Here is an 18,592-nt window from a genome sequence, read left to right as displayed (position 1 = left end):
CCATGAGGCTGGCCCGCGGTTCCTCGTCGCAGCGTTTCTCGGCCTCGATCTGGCCAGGATTCGTGGACGCGATGACAGCGCTTCTGATGGTGCTGATGTTCGTGCTGACCATCTTCATGGTCGTGCAGTCGGTGCTTCGCGAACAGATCGACACGCAGGACAGCCAGCTGGCCGACCAGGAACAGCAGCTGGCCGATCTTGGCCGGCAGGTCGGCGCGCTCGGGCAGGCGCTTGGCGCGTCCGAACAGCGCGAGGCCGAACTGGACGCCGCTCTGCAATCCGAACGCGACCGCGCCGAGGATGCCGAGGCCGAGGCCCGCGCCCGCGCCGCCCGCATCACGCGCCTGAACAACCAGCTGAGCGCCGACCGCGCGCAGCTGGCCGAGGCCGAAAGCCGCCTGACCGATTTCGAGGCCGAGGTCGCCACCCTGCTTGCCAGCCAGTTGCAGGATCGCGGCCAGATCGCCCGGCTGGGCGGTCAGCTGGAACAGGCTCGCGAACGCGCATCCGCCGCTGAACTCGCCATCGCGGCGGCACGCGCCGAAACCGATGCCGAGGCCGAGGCCGCCCGCCTTGCCGCCGCCCGCACCGACGCCCTGCGCGCGCTGGTCGAGGATCTGCGATCCGAGGTCGATGCCCGCGAGACCGCGCTGGACGAGACGACCGAGCAGCTGTCCGAGGCCGAGGCGCAACGCCTTGCCGAAGCCGAGGCTGCCCGCCTTCTGCGAGAGCGGCTGGAACAGTCGGATGCCGAACTGACCGCCATGACCCTTGCCCTCGAGGAACGCCGCGCCGAGGCCGAAGAGACGCTGACCCTGCTGGCCGCAGCCCGTGCCGCCCGCGACGAGGCCGAGGCCGAGGCCGCGCGGAACCTGACCGATGCCGAACGGCAGGCGGCGCTTCTGTCCACCGCCCGCGACGCCCTGACCGACCAGGAGGGGTTGGCCGAGGACAGCCAGCGCCGTGTCGCCCTGCTGAACGAACAGGTCTCGCAATTGACCGCGCAACTGGGATCGCTTCAGGCGCTGCTGGACGCGGCGGCGGATCAGAACGACCAGGCCGACCTGCGCGTCGAGGAACTGGGCCAGCAGCTGAACGCCGCCCTGATCCGCGCGACCGAGGAAACCCGCCGCCGACTCGCGCTGGAGGAAGAGGCCCGCGCCGCAGCCGAGGCCGAGGCCGCCGATCTTGCCCGCTATCGCTCGGAATTCTTCGGGCGGCTCTCGCAGATCCTGTCGGGCCGCGAAGAGGTGAAGGTCGTGGGCGACCGCTTCGTCTTCCAGTCCGAGGTGCTATTCGGCACCGGCGAGGCCACACTATCGCCCGCCGGGCGCGACCAGATCACGGGCGTGGCCAAGCTGCTGACCGAGATCTCGGACGACATCCCCCCCGAGATCGACTGGATCATCCGCGTGGACGGCCATACCGACAGCCGCCCCCTGTCGGGCAGCGGACGCTGGCGCGACAACTGGGAACTGAGCCAGGCGCGCGCACTTGCGGTGGTGCGGTTCCTGACCGACGAGCTGGGCTTTCCGGCGAACAGGCTGGCGGCGACGGGCTTTGCCGACACGCGCCCCGTCGCCCCCGAGGACAGCGATGCGAACCGCGCGCTCAACCGCCGGATCGAGCTGAAGCTGACCGAGCGTTAATCCTCGCGGCGCTTGCGGACCGGACGGTTCGCAGGCAGCCCCGCCATGCGCTTCAGCTGGCGCTCGATCTCGGCGTTCAGCTCGGCGCCCACCAGCACGATGGTCGCGTTCAGCCACAGCCACATCATCAGCGCGATCACCGCCCCGAGCGAGCCGTAGGTCTCGTTGTAGTTCGCGAAGTTTGCCGCGTACCAGCTGAACAGCATCGAGATCGCGACCAGCCCCACCGCCGCGACGATCGCCCCCGGAGAGATCCAGCGCCAGCGGCTGTCGGGCACGGCCGGCCCCCAGCGATAGACCGCCGCCAGCGCCAGGATCAGCACGCCGAACATGATCGGCCAGCGGCTATAGCTGATCAGCGCCTCGGTCCCCAGGCCGAAGGGCAGCATCTGCAGCAGCGCCGGGATGACGGCGATTACGCCCAGCATCAGCACGATCATCAGGAACCCGCCAAGCGTGAAGGACATGGCGACAAGGTTCAGCCGGACGAAGCTGCGCGTCTCGCCCTGCATGACGGCGACGTTCAGCGCCGACAGAAGCGCCTTCATCCCGCCATTGGCGGACCAGAAGGCGATCAGCAGCGCGATCAGACCCGCGACGGACAGCGCGCTGGTCGGGGCCGAGGCGATGGCCACGACCTGATCCTTGATGATGTCCAATGCCCCCGTCGGCAAAAGATCCTGCAACAGGACCATCTGCCCCTCGATCTGCGCAGGGTCCGACAGCAGGCCATAGAGCGAGACGAAGGCCGTGATCGCCGGGAAAAGCGACAGCAGCCCGAAGAAGGTCACGCCGCCCGCGACCGAGGTCACGCGATCCTCGCCCACGGATTTCGCCGTCGCCTTCAGGATGCCGAAGACGTCGCGCCAGCGCAGGTCGCGCATCCGTCCCGGCCGCCCTGCAGGCGTGGTCGTCCGGGGCGCGGTTTCGGTATCCAGGCCGTGCTTGCGGCGGGTCTCCTCGTCCAGCGGGCCCAGCAGGGCCGCCATGACGCCGGGTCGGGGGTTCTGAGGCTTGTTCATGCGTCCGGTTTACAATCCACGATCGTTCTGGTCACCCGCCTTCTGCGCGGGCTGGACGTTGGGGCTGCCGTTCAGCAGCGAGCGCAGCTGGTCGGCGGCGGCGACGAAATCGCCCATGACGCCCGGCGCCTCGCCCGAGACACTGCGGAACGCCTTGCTGGCCGTGGCCACCGCGGTCGCCACGCCCGTCAGGCTTGCCGTCAGCTCGGCCGCGGTCTTGGTCAGGTCCTTGGCCGCGTTCCCCTTGCCGCGCTTGCGACGGCGCGCCCCTGCCTCGGCGCGTTCGCGGGCGGCGGCGGCGTAATCCTCGCGCGCCTGGGCGCGGACGCGGCGGCGGATCGCCTCGCGTTCCTCGTCGCTCAGATCGGCAAAGCGCGGGGCCAGCACGGGCTGGGGCGTTTCGCCTTCGGGTTCGGGGCGTTCGGTCAGGCGGCGGACCGACAGGACCGTCGCCGCCGTCAGGCCGGCCACGCCGAGGGCGACACCGCCCCAGACCAGCGCCTGCCCGCCCCTGAACGCGGCATCGCGCGGCGTGCCGGGCTTCGGCATCGCCGATGTGTGGGAATGGCCCATCGGGGCGTCGCTACGGTTTTCGGCCATGATCCTCTCCGCTTGGCAGGGTCGTTATGTCCGACAAACGGGCGGAAGCGGCGGAATGTTCCCCATGACCCACACGCGAAGGTGAAGGAAACTTGCCCCCGCGGCCCTGCCCCGCTATGCCCCGACCAAGCGAAAGGAGCCCGCCATGATCCCGCGTTACGCCCGCCCCGAAATGGTCGCCATCTGGTCCCCCGAGACCAAGTTCCGCATCTGGTACGAGATCGAGGCCCATGCCTGCGATGCCCAGGCGGATCTGGGCGTGATCCCGCGCGAGAACGCGGATGCCGTCTGGAAGGCCAAGGATGTCGAATTCGACGTCGCCCGCATCGACGAGATCGAGGCCGTCACCAAGCACGACGTGATCGCCTTCCTGACGCATCTGGCCGAACATGTCGGCAGCGACGAGGCCCGCTTCGTCCACCAGGGCATGACCAGCAGCGACGTGCTGGACACCACGCTGAACGTCCAGCTGGTCCGCGCCGCCGACATCCTGCTGGCCGACATGGACCGCGTCCTGGCCGCACTGAAGAAGCGCGCCTACGAACACAAGGACACCGTCCGCATCGGTCGCAGCCACGGCATCCACGCCGAACCGACCACGATGGGCCTAACCTTCGCCCGCTTCTATGCCGAGATGGCGCGCGGCAAGGCCCGCCTGGAACGCGCCCGCGACGAGGTCGCCACCGGCGCGATCTCCGGCGCGGTCGGCACCTTCGCCAATATCGACCCCGCGGTCGAGGATCACGTCTGTTCCAAGATGGGCCTGCGCCCCGAACCGATCAGCACGCAGGTCATCCCGCGCGACCGGCACGCGATGTTCTTCGCGACCCTCGGCGTCATCGCCAGCAGCATCGAGAACGTCGCCATCGAGATCCGCCACATGCAGCGCACCGAGGTTCTCGAGGCCGAGGAGTTCTTCAGCCCCGGCCAGAAGGGCTCGAGCGCGATGCCGCACAAGCGCAACCCGGTCCTGACCGAGAACCTGACGGGCCTTGCCCGCCTGGTGCGCATGGCCGTGATCCCCGCGATGGAGAACGTGGCCCTGTGGCATGAACGCGACATCAGCCATTCCAGCGTCGAGCGCGGCATCGCGCCGGACGCGACGATCACGCTGGACTTCGCGCTGAACCGCCTTGCGGGCGTGATCGACAAGCTGGTCGTCTATCCCGAGACGATGCTGGCGAACATGAACAAGTTCAAGGGCCTGGTCATGTCGCAGCGGGTGCTTCTGGCGCTGACGCAGGCGGGTGTGTCGCGCGAAGACGCGTATCGCCTGGTCCAGCGCAACGCGATGAAGGTCTGGGAACAGGGCAAGGACTTCAAGGAAGAGCTTCTGGCCGATGCCGAGGTGACCGCCGCCCTGACCCCCGAGCAGATCGAGGAGAAGTTCGACCTCGGCTATCACACCAAGCACGTGGACACGATCTTCGCCCGCGTCTTCGAGAACGACCCGCTGTAAGCGTTTCGTCAACCAAATGCTGCGATGCTGCCCCCGGACAAGATGCTTTCGGGGGCAGCGCAGATGCAGATCGGACTGAGCCAGCGGCAGAAGGCGGCCGTCATCGTGCGGCTTCTTCTGGATGACGACCAGGCAGAGGGGCTCGACCGCCTCAACGCCGAGGCGCAGACCCTCCTGGCCGAGGAGATGGCCGGGATGGAGGTCATCGACCGCCCCACCCGAGACGCGGTGATCACGGAATTCTGCGACAGGCTGGAACAGGTCGGACTGACATTCCCCGGCGATCTGGACGGCACGCTTGCCATCTTCGGCGAACGGATCTCGGCCGGCAGCAGCGACCGCGCGCGGCGCAATGCCGCCATGTCGGGGCGCGGCGACCCCTGGGCGCAGATCGCGGCCCTGCCCGCCGAACAGCTGTGCCGCATCGCCGCGGGCGAATCCGTCGAACTGATCGCGCTCATGCTCTCGAAGCTGCCCGTCGCACCGGCATCCGAGGTCTTCGCCAGCCTGTCGCGCGACAGGGCGCATTCCGTGGCGCAGGCCATGGCCCTGACGGGCGAGGTGACGCCCGATGCATTGCGCCGCGTGGGCCTCGTGCTGCTGCGCGCGGTCGAGGATCTGCCCCGCCCCGCCATCCCGACCCCGGCGGCGGACCGGATGGGCGCGATCCTGAATTTCGCGACATCGGATCTGCGCGACGACGTGCTGGTCGAACTGGACCAGCGCGACGCCGACTTCGCCGAAGGGGTGCGCAAGGCGATCTTCATCTTCGCCCATATCCCCGCCCGCATCGAACCCCGCGACATCGCCCGCCTCGTCCGAGAGGTCGATCAGGCCGCGCTGGTCCGCGCCCTTGCCGCCCCCGCCCCCGAGGATGCGGCCGCCGCCGAATTCATCCTGTCGAACCTGTCGCAGCGCATGGCCGACAACCTGCGCGAGGAGCGCGACGGCGCCCCCAAGCTGCGCGCCAAGGAAATCGAGGACGCCAAGTCCGAGGTCGTCGCCGCCGTCAGGCGTCTCGAGGAACGGTCCGAGATCACGCTGAAGCTGCCCGAGGATGCCGAGTGACGCCGAAGGCTTGTCCCCCCGCGCGCCCCGCGCGATAAGGCGGCGTCAAGCCCCGAGGTCCTGATGACGAACAAGATCGCCTTCGCCCTTGTCCTGCTGATCGCCGCAACCTTCGCCATCGACGCGACCTGGTTCGACGGCCTGCTGCCCCTGACGGCCGCGCGGACGCTTGACCGCTTCATCGAATATCTCAGCTTCTGGCGCTGAACGGCTCTGGGCGTTTGCATCGCCCCTGCCGTCACGCTAGAGGAAGCCAACCGTCATCTGCTCAGGAGGGGTACCCATGGCAGTCAAGGTCGCCATCAACGGTTTCGGTCGCATCGGACGCAATGTCCTGCGTGGCATCATCGAATCGGGCCGCACCGACATCGAGGTCGTCGCCATCAACGATCTCGGCCCGGTCGAGACGAACGCCCATCTGCTTCGCTACGACTCGGTCCACGGCCGCTTCCCCGCCGAGGTGAAGGTCGACGGCGACACGATCGACGTGGGCCGCGGCCCGATCAAGGTCACCGCCATCCGCAACCCGGCCGAACTGCCCTGGGGCGATGTCGACGTCATCATGGAATGCACCGGCATCTTCGCCTCGAAGGAAAAGGTGCAGCCGCACCTGTCGACCGGCGCCAAGCGCGTGCTGATCTCGGCGCCCGGCGAAAATGCCGACAAGACCATCGTCTTCGGCGTCAACGACGACACGCTGACCTCGGACGACCTGGTCGTGTCGAACGCCAGCTGCACCACCAACTGCCTGTCGCCCGTGGCCAAGGTCCTGAACGACGCCATCGGCATCAGCCGCGGCTTCATGACCACCATCCACAGCTATACCGGCGACCAGCCGACGCTGGACACGATGCACAAGGATCTGTACCGCGCCCGCGCCGCGGCGCTGTCGATGATCCCGACCTCGACCGGTGCCGCCAAGGCCGTGGGCCTGGTTCTGCCGGAACTGAAGGGCAAGCTGGACGGCGTCGCCATCCGCGTGCCGACGCCGAACGTCTCGGTCGTCGACCTGACCTTCGAAGCCGCCCGCGACACCACCGTCGAGGAGATCAACGCGGCCATCAAGGCGGCCGCCGACGGCCCGCTGAAGGGCGTGCTGGGCTATACCGAGGAAGCGCTGGTCTCGACCGACTTCAACCACGACCCGCACAGCTCGATCTTCCACATGGATCAGACCAAGGTGATGGAAGGCCGCATGTGCCGCATTCTGACCTGGTACGACAACGAGTGGGGCTTCTCGAACCGCATGGCGGATACCGCCGTCGCGATGGGCAAGCTCATCTGATGCGAAAAGGCCCCCGGAAACGGGGGCCTTCTTCATTGCCTATTCGGCATAGATCATCTTGGTCGTCATGCCCCCATCGACCACGAAACGCTGCCCCGTGACGAAGCCCGCCTGATCCGAGGCCAGCCACGTGACCAGCCCCGCGATATCGTCGACCCGTCCCACGCGCCCGACCGGATGCTGCGCCTTGTCGCGCGTGCCGTGATCGGGATCGGTCCGGTTCGCGGCCTTCTGCCAAGGGCCGGTCTCGATCCAGCCCGGAAGGATGCAGTTGGCGCGGATATCCGGCCCAAGGCTGACCGCCAACGCATGGGTCATCGACAGAAGCGCACCCTTGGCCGCGGCATAAGCCTCGCAATCGGGTTCGGACTGCAACGCGCGGGTCGAGGCCATCGTCACGATGCTGCCCTGCGCCTTGCGCAGCAGCGGCACGCAGGCACGGACGACCAGAAAGGCCCCCGTCACGTGACTATCTTGCCACGCGCGCCACTCCGACAGCGACAGACGCTCGATCGGGCCGCTGACCGGGTTGGCGATGCCCGCATTCGACACCAGCAGGTCCAGCCCCGCCCCCTGCAGCCAATCCCCCACCCGCGTCATAGCGCGGGCGACGGCATCCTCGTCGCCGACATCGCATTCGACGGGCAGAAGATGCGGGTCCTCGGGCAGCTCGGCCAGCGCTTCGGCGTCGAGATCCAGTGCGGCGACGCGCCAGCCGTCCTGGCGAAGGCGCGTGACGATGCCGCGACCGATCCCCTGCGCGGCACCGGTGACGATGGCGGTTTGCATGACAGCCCCCTTGGAATTATTTGGTTGCACAAAACCAATGCGGGCCCCGCCGCGCTGGTTCCTGCGCGATCAGCGCCGCGCGCGGGGCGCGGTCAACCTGCGCGAGTTCGCCCGCGTCCTGCGGCCATAGGGGCGCAAACCCGCAGCCATCATGCTCTCGGGCGACGCGCCGCCCAGACCGGCCTTGGCCATGGCGAACAGGGATTCCTGCGCGGCGGCCTGCTTCTCGGCGACCATGCGGAAGGGCTCGCCCGGGGCCTGGGCGATGACGCCCATCATGCCCGCCATGCGCATGCCGATCACGACCTGCGATTCGATCGCGATCCTGGTGAACTGATGCGCCAGGCGCATCTGCGCCGCGGGAATCCAAATCGGAAGCATTGCCGAACCCTTTCATCATACCGGCACGCTGCCGCCATCCGGCAGGGTGCGATGGGCCAACCGCTTTGACAACCGGCACTTTGGGATAAGGTTTCCGAAATTCGACGATGCGCCTTCACAACCACGTTCCGCCATGTATAGAGGCAGCTCATGACCAACAGCCTGATCCTTCGCCGCCCCGACGACTGGCACCTGCATCTGCGCGACGGCGCGATGCTGAATGCCGTTGCCCGCCATTCCGCCGGCTTCGGCCGCGCGATCATCATGCCGAACCTGGTGCCCCCCGTGGTCACCGGCGATCAGGCCGCGGCCTATCGCGACCGGATCCTGGCCGCCCTGCCCGAGGGCGCGGCGCTTCAACCGCAGATGACGCTGTACCTGACCGACACGACGGATGCCGCCGATGTCGTCGCGGCCTTCCGGGCGGGCATCATCCGCGCGGTCAAGCTGTACCCGGCAGGCGCCACGACCAACAGCGCATCGGGCGTGACCGATTTCGACCGCGTCCAGCCCGTGCTGGAGGCGATGGCCGAAGCGGGCGTCACGCTGTGCGTCCATGGCGAGGTGACCGATCCGCAGGTCGACATCTTCGACCGCGAGGCCGTCTTCATCGACCGCGTGCTGGAGCCTCTGCGCCGCCGCACGCCGGGCCTGCGCGTGGTGATGGAACATATCACCACCTCGGACGGGGTGGCCTATGCGCGGTCGGGCGGCGACGATCTGGCCGCGACGATCACCACCCATCACCTGGTGATCAACCGCAACGCCATCCTGGCAGGCGGCATCCGCCCGCATTACTACTGCCTGCCCGTGGCCAAGCGCGAATCCCACCGCCTGGCCCTGCGCGAGGCCGCGACCAGCGGCGAGGCACGCTTCTTCCTGGGCACCGACAGCGCCCCCCATGCCGACAGCGCCAAGCTGCAGCCCTGCGGCTGCGCGGGCTGCTTCACGGCCCCGAACACCATGTCGATCCTGGCCCATGTCTTCGAAGAGGACGGCGCACTGGACCGGCTGGAAGCCTTTACCAGCCTCAACGGCGCGGCCTTCTACCGCCTGCCCCCGTCCGAGGATCGCATCCGCCTGACGAAGCGCGACACCCCCGCCGAATACCCGACGCAGATCGAGGCCGGCGACGAGGTCGTGACCGTCTTCGACCCCGGCTTCCCCATTCACTGGCACCTGGAGGACGCATGAGCCTGACCTTTCCCACGCGCGAGGAGATCGCCCGCCTGACCGCCCGCGCCCTGCTGGAGATCAAGGCCGTCGATTTCAACGCGGCCGAGCCCTTCACCTATGCGTCGGGCCTCAAGGGTCCGACCTATGTGGATTGCCGCCGGATCATCAGCTTCCCGCGCGTGCGCCAGACGCTGATGGATTTCCTGGCCGCGACCGTCATGCGCGATGCGGGCTTCGAGGCGTTCGACAACGTGGCGGGCGGCGAGACCGCGGGCATCCCCTTCGCCGCCATGGTGGCCGAGCGTCTGTCCCTGCCCATGACCTATGTCCGCAAGAAGCCCAAGGGTTACGGCCGCAACGCCCGGATCGAGGGTGCGATGACCGAAGGCCAGCGCGTCCTGCTGGTCGAGGATCTGACCACGGACGGGGGCAGCAAGCTGTCCTTCGTCGATGCCATCCGCGACACCGGCGCCACCTGCGCGCATACGGCGGTCATCTTCTACTATGGCATCTTCCCCGAAACGACCGAGCGCCTGGGCGAACATGGCGTGACGTTGCATCACCTGTGCACCTGGTGGGACGTGCTGGCCGAAGCCCGCGAGCAGGAGATCTTCGACAAGGACACCCTTGACGAGGTCGAGAGCTTCCTGATGAACCCGCGCGCCTGGCAGAAGGCCAACGCCTGAAATTTATCCACAGGCTTTCCACCGGAAATCTTGGGCGGGCCGATTACATGGCCCGCCCTTTTCGTCTAGATTCGACCCTTCAAGGATCGCGAAAGGCAGGATCGGCATGAGCGGAATTCGCGCAATCGTTCCCGGAGACACCGAAGAGACCGAGAAATCGGCCATTCCCTTCTCGCTCGAGGCCGAGCAGCAGCTTCTGGGTGCGCTGCTGACCAACAACGACGTGTTCGACCGCGTCAGCCAGATCATCAAGCCCGAGCATTTCTACCACCCCGTCCATTCGCGCATCTACGAGATCTGCGCCGAACGCATCCGCAAGAACGCGCTGGCCAGCCCCGTCACCATCAAGGCGTTCCTGGAAAACGACGAGGGGCTGAAGGAGCTGGGCGGCCCGGCCTATCTGGCGCGGATCGCGGCGGCGGCGATCAGCGCCTATGCCGCGCGCGACTATGCCCAGATGATCCGCGAATTCGCGCTGCGCCGCGAACTGATGCAGCTGGGCCAGAACATCGCCGCCCGCGCCTCGACGGTCGAGGTGGACGACGACGCCGAGGAACAGATCAAGGCCGCCGAGCAGGTTCTGTACAAGCTGGGCGAACAGGGCGTGGCCGAGCGCGGCTTCCAGAGCTTCCTCAAGGCGGTGACGGGCGCGGTCCATGCCGCCAATGCCGCCTATCAGCGCGACGGCAAGCTGTCGGGGATTTCCACCGGGCTGGTCGACCTGGACGCCAAGATGGGCGGTCTGAACAATTCGGACCTCGTGATCCTTGCCGGTCGTCCCTCGATGGGGAAGACCTCGCTTGCGACCAACATCGCCTTCAACATCGCCAAGGCGCACAAGCTGGGCGAGAAGCCCGACGGCACGCATGGCAGCGTCGAGGGCGGCGTCGTCGGCTTCTTCAGCCTGGAGATGTCGGCCGAACAGCTGGCCGCGCGGATCCTGTCCGAGGCCGCCGAGGTGCCTTCCGAACGCATCCGTTCGGGCAACATGGACGAGGCCGAGTTCCGCCGCTTCGTCGAGGCCGCCCATGCGCTGCAGAACTGTCCGCTCTATATCGACGACACGCCCGCGCTGCCGATCAACCAGCTGGCCGCCCGCGCGCGCAAGCTGAAGCGGACGCATGGGCTGGACGTGCTGATGGTGGACTATCTTCAGCTGCTCAAGGCCGCGACCGCCAAGGACAGCCGCGTCAACGAGGTGTCCGAGATCACCCAAGGGCTCAAGGCCGTCGCCAAGGAGCTGAACATCCCCGTCATCGCCCTGTCCCAGCTGTCGCGTCAGGTCGAGAGCCGCGAGGACAAGCGCCCGCAGCTGAGCGACCTTCGCGAATCCGGCTCGATCGAACAGGACGCCGACATCGTGATGTTCGTCTTCCGCGAGGAATACTACAAGGAACGCGAGAAGCCGTCCGACAGCGATCTGGACGCGATGGCCAAGTGGCAGCAGGTGATGGAACAGGTCCACGGCAAGGCCGAGGTGATCCTGGGCAAGCAGCGCCACGGCCCCATTGGCACGGTCGAGCTGGCCTTCGAGGGGCAGTTCACCCGCTTCGGCAACCTTGCCAAGGATCGCCAGACCCAGTGGGACTGAGCAGGCTGGCGCTTGCACGTCATGCAGATTAGACAGATCCCCGGTGCCCTCCGCGCCGGGGATCTTCCATGTCACGACCAGCCACCCGCACGCCGCCGCATCTTCTGACGCTTGTCGCGCTTTCGGGCGTCTCGGCGCTGTCGATGAACGTCTTCCTGCCCTCGCTGCCCGGAATGGCGGTGGATTTCGGCGTGGATTACGCGGTGATGCAGCTGTCGGTCTCGGCCTATATCGGAGCCAGCGCGGTGCTGCAGCTTCTGGGCGGACCGATCAGCGACCGCTTCGGGCGCAGGCCGGTGGTGATCTGGGGGCTGGTGCTGTTCCTGCTGGCGACGATCGGGACGCTGACGGCGCAGGATGCGGGCAGCTTCCTGGCCTTCCGGCTGGCGCAGGCGGTCATCACGGTCTGCATGCTGGTGCCCCGCGCGGTGATCCGTGACCTGTTCGACGGGGACAAGGCGGGCTCGATGCTGGGCTATGTCACGATGGGGATGGCGGTGGTGCCGATGATGGCCCCCGTCTTCGGCGGCGTCCTGGACGAGCTGTTCGGCTGGCGCGCCAACTTCACCGTGATGGGGCTTCTGGGCCTTGCCGTGCTGATCCTGGCATTTACAGACATGGGCGAGACGGTGCGCGGCGGCGGCCTGCCCCTGCGTGCGCAGATCGCGAATTACCCCGCGCTGGCGCGGTCGCAGCGGTTCTGGGGATATTGCGCGGCGGCCACGCTGTCCTCGGGGGCGTTCTTCGCCTATCTGGGCGGGGCGCCCTTCGTGGGGGCGCAGGTCTTCGGCCTGACGCCCGCGCAGGTCGGCTACTGGTTCGCGGCCCCCTCGGTCGGCTATGTCACGGGCAATTTCCTGTCGGGGCGGTACTCGCGCATCCTGGGGCTGAACCGGATGATCCTGATCGGCGCGGTGATCTGCGTGATCGCGCTGTCGGCCTCGATGCTGGCGACGCTGGCGGGGATCGTGCAGCCCATCGTCTTCTTCGGCGCGATCGCCTGCATGGGCTTGGGCAACGGGATGGTGCTGCCCAACGCGAATGCCGGGATGATGAGCGTGCGCCCGGAACTGGCCGGCACGGCATCGGGCCTTGGCGGGGCGCTGGCCGTCGCGGGCGGCGCGGTCCTGTCGGCGCTGGCGGGCGCGCTGCTGCAACCGGGCAGCGGACCCGAGCCGCTTCTGGCGATCATGGTCGCATCCGCCGCCGGATCGCTTCTGGCGATCATGTGGGTGCTGCGCCGCGAAAGACAGCTGGCGCTGATCTGATCCCCTTGCCGCGCGGCCTTTGCAAACGCTATCACGGTGATTGCAAAGGGGGACGGGGATGGCCACGCAGAAGATCTATGCCGGGACCGCGCTGCGCGAGACACGCGCGCGCGCAGGTCTGACGCAGAAGCGTTTTGCCGAAACGCTTGGGGTGTCGCTGCCCTACCTGTCTCAGATGGAGAACAACCACCGCCCCATTTCCGCGGGCGCGCTGCTGCGGCTGGCGCAGGAATTCGGGATCGACCTGACCACGCTTGCCGCGGGCGACGCCGAACGCATGGTCATCGACATGCAGGAGGCGCTGGCCGATCCGCTGTTCGACGCCGCCCCGCCCCTTGCCGACCTGCGGCTGGCGGCGACGAATGCGCCGGTGCTGGCCCGCGCGTTCCTCGACCTCTATCGCGCGCACCGCGAAGGCCAGGAACGGCTGGCGGCGCTGGACCAGGCCATCGGCGCTGCGGGCCAGAACGCGCTGACCACGCCCTGGGAGGAGGTGCGCGACTTCTTCCACTATTGCGACAACTATATCGACGCGGTGGACCGCGCGGCGGAACGCTTCGCCTGCCCCGACGGCCAGCGCCGCGACCCTTGGGCCCTTGCGGTCGAGGCATTGGCCCAACGCGGCATCGAGGTCCGCCTGACCGAACTGCCCGCCAATTCCGTCTTCCGCCGCGAGGGGGCGACCCTGCTGGTCAATGCGGCGGCAGAGCCCCCGACCCGCCTGTTCCAGATCCTGCATCTTGTCGCGCTGGAACGTCAGTCCGACCTGCTGGAGGCGACGCTGGACCTGGCGCGGTTCCGCAGCCCCACCGCGCGGGAAATCGCCCGCGTCGGGATGGCCAACTATTTCGCGGGGGCGGCGCTGATGCCCTATCGCGCGTTCCTGGCGGCGGCGCGGGCCGAACGTCACGACCTAGAACGGCTGGCGCATCTGTTCGGGGCGTCGCTGGAACAGGTGGCGCATCGGCTGTCCACGATGCAGCGTCCGGGCGCCAAGGGCGTGCCCTTCTTCTTCGTCCGCGTCGACCAGGCGGGCACCATCACCAAGCGCCATTCCGCGACACGCCTGCAATTCGCGCGCTTCGGCGGGGCCTGCCCGCTGTGGAACGTCCACCAGGCGTTCGAGCAGCCGGGCCGCTTCCTGCGCCAGCTGGCCGAGACGCCCGACGGCATCCGTTATCTTCTGCTGGCACGCGACGTGTCCAAGCACGCGGGCGCCTTCAACGCGCCGGTCCGCCGCTTTGCCATCGGACTGGGCGTCGAGATCGGCGAGGCCGAGGGCATGGTCTATGCCGACGGGCTGGACCTGAACCGCCCCCGCGCCTTCGAGCCGATCGGCATTTCCTGCCGCATCTGCCCGCGGCCCGACTGCCACCAGCGGTCCGTTCCCCCGATGGACAGGCCCCTGCGGATCCCACAGGATCGTGACGGTCCCCTGCCCTATGCCCTGGCCTGAGCGGCTGTCATGCAGACATAAGTCGGCAGGTTCCCGCCGATGGCGGCAAAGTTTCGCGTAATGCAAGGGGCGTTAACTCCTGCGTTGTTGCCTTGAAGGCACAGAAGCTGTTTACCCGTCCGGAAATGGAACCAACGCGACCGATCGATCAGGCAACAAGGCCGCGAACCGGGGGACAGTGTCTGAACATGACCGTGATGGAACGATTGAATTCCAAGCTGGAAAAGTGGCTTCCCGAACAGCGTCTTTTCCTCCGGTCCGATGACACGACCCGCTTCGTCCGTCTTCGTCCCCTGACCCAGATCGCCGGGATCGGCGGCGTCACCGTGGTCTTCGGCTGGACGCTGGTCGCAAGCTCGTTCCTTGTTATCGACGCCGTCAGCTCGGGCAACAGCCGCGACCAGATCATGCGCAGCCAGGCCGCGTTCGAGGAGCGCCTGAACCAGCTTCAGGCCGAACGCGACGCCCGCGCCTCCGAGGCGCTGGCCGCGCAGAACCGCTTCTCGGTCGCGATGGACCAGGTGTCGCAGATGCAGTCGCAGCTTCTGGCCAGCGAGGAACGCCGCCGCGAGCTGGAGGGCGGCCTCGACGCCGTCCGCACCAGCCTGCGCGACACAATCGCGGAACGCGACGACGCCCTGCGCATGGCCGAGGCCCAGACCGATGACAGCGCGACCGACCGCACCATCGAGGTCTCGACCGCGCTGGACATCCTGTCGGGCGAGCTGCGCAATGCCAGCGTCGAACGCCACGAGGCCGTCAAGGCCGCCGAGGAGGCCCAGCTGGCCGCCGAGGAACTGCGCGTCGAGCGCGCCGAGATCATCGCCCGCAACGACGAGATCCTTACCCAGCTGGAGGACGCGGTGACCGTGTCCGTCGCGCCGCTGGACGACGTGTTCCGGTCGGTCGGGATGAACCCCGACGCGGTGCTGCGCACCATCCGCGCAGGCTATAGCGGCCAGGGCGGCCCGCTGACGCCGCTGTCCTACTCGACCCGCGGCAATGCCGCCCTGAGCGAGGGCGAGACCAAGGCCCGCCAGATCGTGGTCACGCTGGACCAGATGAACACCTATCGCATCGCCATCGAGAAGCTGCCGCTGGCCATGCCCGTCTTCCAGAGCTTCCGTTATACCTCGGGCTTCGGTCGCCGTTGGGGCCGCATGCACGAGGGCGTGGACATGGCCGGTCCCGTCGGCACGCCGATCCATGCCACCGGCGACGGCGTCGTGACCTTCGCGGGCCGTTCGGGTGCCTATGGCAACCTCATCAAGATCGAGCACGAGCTGGGCACCGAGACCCGCTATGCCCACCTGAGCCGCATCAACGTGCGTCAGGGCGAAAGGGTGTCGCAAGGCGACACGATCGGTGCTATGGGGAATACCGGACGCTCGACCGGGCCGCACCTGCATTACGAGGTGCGCATGAACGGTCGGGCCGTGGACCCGATGAGCTTCATCAAGGCAGCAGAAAATGTTCAGTAAGACCCGCGTGACCGAGAACCGTCCCCAGCAATCGAGCGCCCCGCAGGCTGCGGCCGCCGAAACCGCCCCCGCCCCCGAGCAGCGCAAGCCCGAAGCCGCGGCACAGCCCGCGCCCGCCGCTCCGCGTCCGCGCGCGGTGCCGTCGGTCCTGTCCTCGGACCTGATCGTCACGGGCAACATCAAGACGCAGGGCGACATCCAGATCGAGGGTACGGTCGAGGGCGACATCCGCGCCCACCAACTGACCATCGGCGAAAGCGCGACCATCAAGGGCGAGATCGTCGGCGACGACGTCGTGGTGAACGGTCGCGTCGTGGGCCGCGTCCGCGGCCTCAAGGTGCGCCTGTCGGCGACCGCGCGCGTCGAGGGCGACATCATCCACAAGACCATCGCCATCGAATCCGGCGCCCATTTCGAGGGTTCGGTCCAGCGTCAGGAAGACCCGCTGAACAATGGCGGCACCAAGAAGCTGGCCCCGCCGTCCGAGTGATCGGCAGATCCCACCGAACGAAAGAAGCCCGCGGATCCCGCGGGCTTTCTGCTTTCTGCACTGTGTTGCGGGCGCAGGGGCTCAGGCGAAGCGCCTGACCAGCGCCTCGGCAACGGGGGGACTGACGAATTTCGACACGTCCCCATGCAGCCGTGCGATTTCCTTGACCAGCTTGGACGCAATCGCCTGACGGCGCGCATCGGCCATCAGGAAGACGGTCTCGATCTCGTTGTCCAGGGCGCGGTTCATGCCGACCATCTGGAACTCGTATTCGAAATCCGCGACCGCGCGCAGGCCGCGCACGATCAGGCTGGCGCCCACGTCGCGGGCGCAGTCGATCAGCAGGTTCTCAAAGGGGTGGACCAGGATCTCTCCTCCGGTCCGGGCGGCGATGCGGTCGCATTCGGCCTGCACCATCGCAACGCGCTCCTCGAGGTCGAACAGCGGACCCTTGTCGCGGTTTATCGCGACCCCGATCACCAGCCGGTCGACCAGCGCCATCGCGCGCTCGATGATGTCGATATGCCCCAGGGTGATGGGGTCGAATGTGCCGGGATAGAGGCCGATCCGCATATGGCGCGTCCTTCGTGTGGGTCTCGGGCCCAAGGCAAAGCGCATTTGCGGCCCGATTGCAAGAACGTGATCCCGGCCGCCCCGCGCCGACTTGGCGTCAGTTCCCCATGATCATCCCGGTCAGGGCGTCCTTCTCGGCGTCCAGTTCCTTGAGGCGGCCGCTGACGGCATCCCCGATCGAGATGACGCCAAGCATCACGCCCTCGTCGTCGATGACCGGCATGTGACGGAAGCGGCCTTCGGTCATCCGCTCCAGCACGGACAGCGCGTCGTCGCCCGGCGCGCAGGTCTGGATGCTGCGGGTCATCACCTCGCTGATGGGCTGCTTCAGGACCTCGACCCCGTGCTTGCCAAGCTGGCGCACGATGTCGCGTTCCGACAGGATGCCGATGGGCGAGGCACCGTCATCCGAGACGACGGCGGCGCCGATGCGCATGTCGGCCAGAAGCTGCGCGGCCTCGGCCAGGGTGACCTCGGGCTTGATCGTGACGATGGTGCCGGACTCGATCCAGGGCTTGGCCGCGTCATGCTTCAACGCCAGCAATTGTTTGACCAGCATGTCGTCTCCTCCTCGAAACTGCTTGCTTCCATCTTTCGTCCGGTCGCGGGCCGCGTCAAGTGCGGGCGGCCTCGTCCGCGGCGACCAGCGCCTCGAGGCGCGCGACCTCGGCGCGGACGCCCTGTGCGACGGCATCCGCCAGAAGGCTCAGCCGACGCGACGCGCGGTCGTCGGCATGGCGGATCAGCCAGAAGCTGCGCCTGAGCGAGACGCGATCCGTCAGGATCCGCCGCACCCCCGGCGCGAAGGGCAGCGCGAAATCGTGGACGATCCCCAGGCCCGCCCCGCTGCGCACCGCCTGCATCTGCACCGCGACCGAGTTCGAGGTGATCTGCGCCGTCCCCACACCGGTCGCCGACAGGTAGTCCAGTTCCCGGTCGAAGATCATGTCGGGGATATAGCTGATCATCCGGTGCCCGTGCAGATCGGCCAGGTCGCGGATCGGCGCGCGCCGCGACAGGTAATCCCCATGCGCCGCAAGATGCAGCCGGTAATCCGCCAGCCGCTGCACCGTCAGCCGCCCCGTATCAGGGGGCGACACGGCGATGGCCATGTCGGCCTCTCGTCTGGTCAGGTTGACGACGCGCGGCAGGGCCACGATCTGGATCTCCAACCCCGGATGCAGGCGCGAGATCTGCAGGGCGACCTGCGGCAGCAGGTAGTTGGCGCAGCCGTCAGGCGCACCGATGCGCAGCTGGCCGGTGATGCCGGCCTCGCGGTTGACGGCCTCGGCCGCGGCCTGGGCGGCCTGCTCGGCGGCCTCGGCGGGGGCGACCAGGCGCGCGCCCTCGTTCGTCAGCTGATAGCCCTGCGGCGTCTTCAGGAACAGCGCCGCCCCGATCGCGGATTCCAACCGCGTGACGCGCCGCCCCACGGTGGATGCGTCCATCGACAGCCGCCGCCCCGCGCCCGACAGGCTCTCGGTGCGGGCCACCGCAAGAAAGATGCGCAGGTCGTCCCAGTCCATTCCCACCCTTTGCGAATTTGCAAAACCCTTTTGCCATCATGCCCCTTCAAGCCGCATTTCCGCAAGGATAGAGTGCCCTCAAAGCGAACAGG

General features: G+C 67.8%; 19 protein-coding genes. 12 read left to right on the top strand and 7 right to left on the bottom strand.

Annotated features, from left to right (window positions below):
- Positions 1-2 precede the first annotated feature (2 nt).
- The gene (locus F804_RS0113000; protein WP_022708183.1) at positions 3-1,649 is read left to right on the top strand and encodes a peptidoglycan -binding protein; all 1,647 of its coding nucleotides are present in this window, start codon (positions 3-5) and stop codon (positions 1,647-1,649) included.
- Here the strand turns inward: F804_RS0113000 and F804_RS16505 are convergent.
- Positions 1,646-2,671 carry a YihY/virulence factor BrkB family protein gene (locus F804_RS16505; RefSeq protein ID WP_084686648.1) on the bottom strand — a complete coding sequence of 342 codons (1,026 nt, stop codon included), beginning with the start codon at positions 2,669-2,671 and terminating at the stop codon, positions 1,646-1,648. The two genes, F804_RS0113000 and F804_RS16505, sit on opposite strands and share 4 nt — an antisense overlap.
- Before the next feature lie 9 nt (positions 2,672-2,680).
- Positions 2,681-3,271: a hypothetical protein gene (locus tag F804_RS0112990; protein ID WP_156845246.1), complete on the bottom strand. Its 591-nt coding sequence runs from the start codon at positions 3,269-3,271 to the stop codon at positions 2,681-2,683.
- A 145-nt stretch (positions 3,272-3,416) separates the two neighbouring features.
- Between F804_RS0112990 and purB the strand changes: the two genes are divergently transcribed.
- The 4 genes from purB (at position 3,417) to gap (ending at position 7,083) form a co-directional block, all read left to right on the top strand.
- Positions 3,417-4,730 carry an adenylosuccinate lyase gene (gene purB, locus F804_RS0112985; protein ID WP_022708180.1) on the top strand — a complete coding sequence of 438 codons (1,314 nt, stop codon included), beginning with the start codon at positions 3,417-3,419 and terminating at the stop codon, positions 4,728-4,730.
- Between the two features lie 63 nt (positions 4,731-4,793).
- Complete coding sequence (locus tag F804_RS0112980) at positions 4,794-5,798, top strand: FliG C-terminal domain-containing protein (RefSeq protein WP_051142384.1); 1,005 nt, start codon at positions 4,794-4,796, stop codon at positions 5,796-5,798.
- A gap of 63 nt (positions 5,799-5,861) precedes the next feature.
- Positions 5,862-6,005 (top strand): hypothetical protein, encoded by a 144-nt coding sequence (locus F804_RS17540; protein ID WP_022708178.1) that lies wholly within the window; start codon positions 5,862-5,864, stop codon positions 6,003-6,005.
- Positions 6,006-6,081: 76 nt separating this feature from the next.
- Positions 6,082-7,083: a type I glyceraldehyde-3-phosphate dehydrogenase gene (gene gap / locus F804_RS0112970; RefSeq protein WP_022708177.1), complete on the top strand. Its 1,002-nt coding sequence runs from the start codon at positions 6,082-6,084 to the stop codon at positions 7,081-7,083.
- A gap of 39 nt (positions 7,084-7,122) precedes the next feature.
- Here the strand turns inward: gap and F804_RS0112965 are convergent, their stop codons facing one another.
- Positions 7,123-7,872 (bottom strand): SDR family oxidoreductase, encoded by a 750-nt coding sequence (locus tag F804_RS0112965; protein WP_022708176.1) that lies wholly within the window; start codon positions 7,870-7,872, stop codon positions 7,123-7,125.
- A gap of 69 nt (positions 7,873-7,941) precedes the next feature.
- On the bottom strand, positions 7,942-8,253 hold the full coding sequence (locus F804_RS0112960; protein WP_022708175.1) for a hypothetical protein: 312 nt from the start codon (positions 8,251-8,253) through the stop codon (positions 7,942-7,944).
- Between the two features lie 150 nt (positions 8,254-8,403).
- Between F804_RS0112960 and pyrC the strand changes: the two genes are divergently transcribed.
- The 7 genes from pyrC (at position 8,404) to F804_RS0112925 (ending at position 16,401) form a co-directional block, all read left to right on the top strand.
- Positions 8,404-9,447, top strand: a complete 1,044-nt coding sequence (gene pyrC, locus F804_RS0112955; RefSeq protein ID WP_022708174.1) for a dihydroorotase — start codon at positions 8,404-8,406, stop codon at positions 9,445-9,447.
- Positions 9,444-10,115, top strand: coding sequence for an orotate phosphoribosyltransferase (locus tag F804_RS0112950; protein ID WP_022708173.1), 672 nt, complete (start codon positions 9,444-9,446; stop codon positions 10,113-10,115). Before pyrC ends, F804_RS0112950 begins: the two co-directional genes overlap by 4 nt.
- A 106-nt stretch (positions 10,116-10,221) precedes the next feature.
- Positions 10,222-11,706, top strand: a complete 1,485-nt coding sequence (locus tag F804_RS0112945) for a replicative DNA helicase (protein WP_022708172.1) — start codon at positions 10,222-10,224, stop codon at positions 11,704-11,706.
- Positions 11,707-11,774: 68 nt separating this feature from the next.
- Positions 11,775-12,974, top strand: a complete 1,200-nt coding sequence (locus F804_RS0112940) for a multidrug effflux MFS transporter (RefSeq protein WP_022708171.1) — start codon at positions 11,775-11,777, stop codon at positions 12,972-12,974.
- 58 nt (positions 12,975-13,032) lie between these two features.
- Entirely contained in the window at positions 13,033-14,430 is a 1,398-nt protein-coding gene (locus tag F804_RS0112935; protein ID WP_022708170.1) for a helix-turn-helix domain-containing protein, read from the top strand.
- Positions 14,431-14,627: 197 nt separating this feature from the next.
- Entirely contained in the window at positions 14,628-15,911 is a 1,284-nt protein-coding gene (locus F804_RS0112930; RefSeq protein ID WP_040596040.1) for a DUF5930 domain-containing protein, read from the top strand.
- Positions 15,901-16,401 carry a bactofilin family protein gene (locus F804_RS0112925; protein ID WP_022708168.1) on the top strand — a complete coding sequence of 167 codons (501 nt, stop codon included), beginning with the start codon at positions 15,901-15,903 and terminating at the stop codon, positions 16,399-16,401. Before F804_RS0112930 ends, F804_RS0112925 begins: the two co-directional genes overlap by 11 nt.
- A gap of 81 nt (positions 16,402-16,482) precedes the next feature.
- Here the strand turns inward: F804_RS0112925 and coaD are convergent, their stop codons facing one another.
- The 3 genes from coaD to F804_RS0112910 all read right to left on the bottom strand — a co-directional run bounded on the left by coaD (position 16,483) and on the right by F804_RS0112910 (position 18,500).
- A complete protein-coding gene (coaD, locus tag F804_RS0112920) occupies positions 16,483-16,974 on the bottom strand; it encodes a pantetheine-phosphate adenylyltransferase (RefSeq protein ID WP_022708167.1) in 492 nt (163 codons plus the stop codon).
- Between the two features lie 97 nt (positions 16,975-17,071).
- Complete coding sequence (locus tag F804_RS0112915) at positions 17,072-17,533, bottom strand: CBS domain-containing protein (RefSeq protein ID WP_022708166.1); 462 nt, start codon at positions 17,531-17,533, stop codon at positions 17,072-17,074.
- 55 nt (positions 17,534-17,588) lie between these two features.
- Positions 17,589-18,500 carry a LysR family transcriptional regulator gene (locus F804_RS0112910; protein WP_022708165.1) on the bottom strand — a complete coding sequence of 304 codons (912 nt, stop codon included), beginning with the start codon at positions 18,498-18,500 and terminating at the stop codon, positions 17,589-17,591.
- Positions 18,501-18,592 lie beyond the last annotated feature (92 nt).

It is taken from the genome of Paracoccus zeaxanthinifaciens ATCC 21588 (genome assembly GCF_000420145.1).
Classification (GTDB): domain Bacteria; phylum Pseudomonadota; class Alphaproteobacteria; order Rhodobacterales; family Rhodobacteraceae; genus Paracoccus; species Paracoccus zeaxanthinifaciens.
The sequence above is the reverse complement of the archived record's forward strand: the minus strand, read 5'-3'. Positions and strand labels throughout refer to the sequence as shown.

Bases quoted from the DNA above. Each gene is read 5' to 3' on its own strand.
- F804_RS0113000 (WP_022708183.1), top strand. From the start codon at position 3: ATGAGGCTGGCCCGCGGTTCCTCGTCGCAGCGTTTCTCGGCCTCGATC.
- F804_RS16505 (WP_084686648.1), bottom strand. From the start codon at position 2,671: ATGAACAAGCCTCAGAACCCCCGACCCGGCGTCATGGCGGCCCTGCTG.
- F804_RS0112990 (WP_156845246.1), bottom strand. From the start codon at position 3,271: ATGGCCGAAAACCGTAGCGACGCCCCGATGGGCCATTCCCACACATCG.
- purB (WP_022708180.1), top strand. From the start codon at position 3,417: ATGATCCCGCGTTACGCCCGCCCCGAAATGGTCGCCATCTGGTCCCCC.
- F804_RS0112980 (WP_051142384.1), top strand. From the start codon at position 4,794: ATGCAGATCGGACTGAGCCAGCGGCAGAAGGCGGCCGTCATCGTGCGG.
- F804_RS17540 (WP_022708178.1), top strand. From the start codon at position 5,862: ATGACGAACAAGATCGCCTTCGCCCTTGTCCTGCTGATCGCCGCAACC.
- gap (WP_022708177.1), top strand. From the start codon at position 6,082: ATGGCAGTCAAGGTCGCCATCAACGGTTTCGGTCGCATCGGACGCAAT.
- F804_RS0112965 (WP_022708176.1), bottom strand. From the start codon at position 7,872: ATGCAAACCGCCATCGTCACCGGTGCCGCGCAGGGGATCGGTCGCGGC.
- F804_RS0112960 (WP_022708175.1), bottom strand. From the start codon at position 8,253: ATGCTTCCGATTTGGATTCCCGCGGCGCAGATGCGCCTGGCGCATCAG.
- pyrC (WP_022708174.1), top strand. From the start codon at position 8,404: ATGACCAACAGCCTGATCCTTCGCCGCCCCGACGACTGGCACCTGCAT.
- F804_RS0112950 (WP_022708173.1), top strand. From the start codon at position 9,444: ATGAGCCTGACCTTTCCCACGCGCGAGGAGATCGCCCGCCTGACCGCC.
- F804_RS0112945 (WP_022708172.1), top strand. From the start codon at position 10,222: ATGAGCGGAATTCGCGCAATCGTTCCCGGAGACACCGAAGAGACCGAG.
- F804_RS0112940 (WP_022708171.1), top strand. From the start codon at position 11,775: ATGTCACGACCAGCCACCCGCACGCCGCCGCATCTTCTGACGCTTGTC.
- F804_RS0112935 (WP_022708170.1), top strand. From the start codon at position 13,033: ATGGCCACGCAGAAGATCTATGCCGGGACCGCGCTGCGCGAGACACGC.
- F804_RS0112930 (WP_040596040.1), top strand. From the start codon at position 14,628: ATGGAACGATTGAATTCCAAGCTGGAAAAGTGGCTTCCCGAACAGCGT.
- F804_RS0112925 (WP_022708168.1), top strand. From the start codon at position 15,901: ATGTTCAGTAAGACCCGCGTGACCGAGAACCGTCCCCAGCAATCGAGC.
- coaD (WP_022708167.1), bottom strand. From the start codon at position 16,974: ATGCGGATCGGCCTCTATCCCGGCACATTCGACCCCATCACCCTGGGG.
- F804_RS0112915 (WP_022708166.1), bottom strand. From the start codon at position 17,533: ATGCTGGTCAAACAATTGCTGGCGTTGAAGCATGACGCGGCCAAGCCC.
- F804_RS0112910 (WP_022708165.1), bottom strand. From the start codon at position 18,500: ATGGACTGGGACGACCTGCGCATCTTTCTTGCGGTGGCCCGCACCGAG.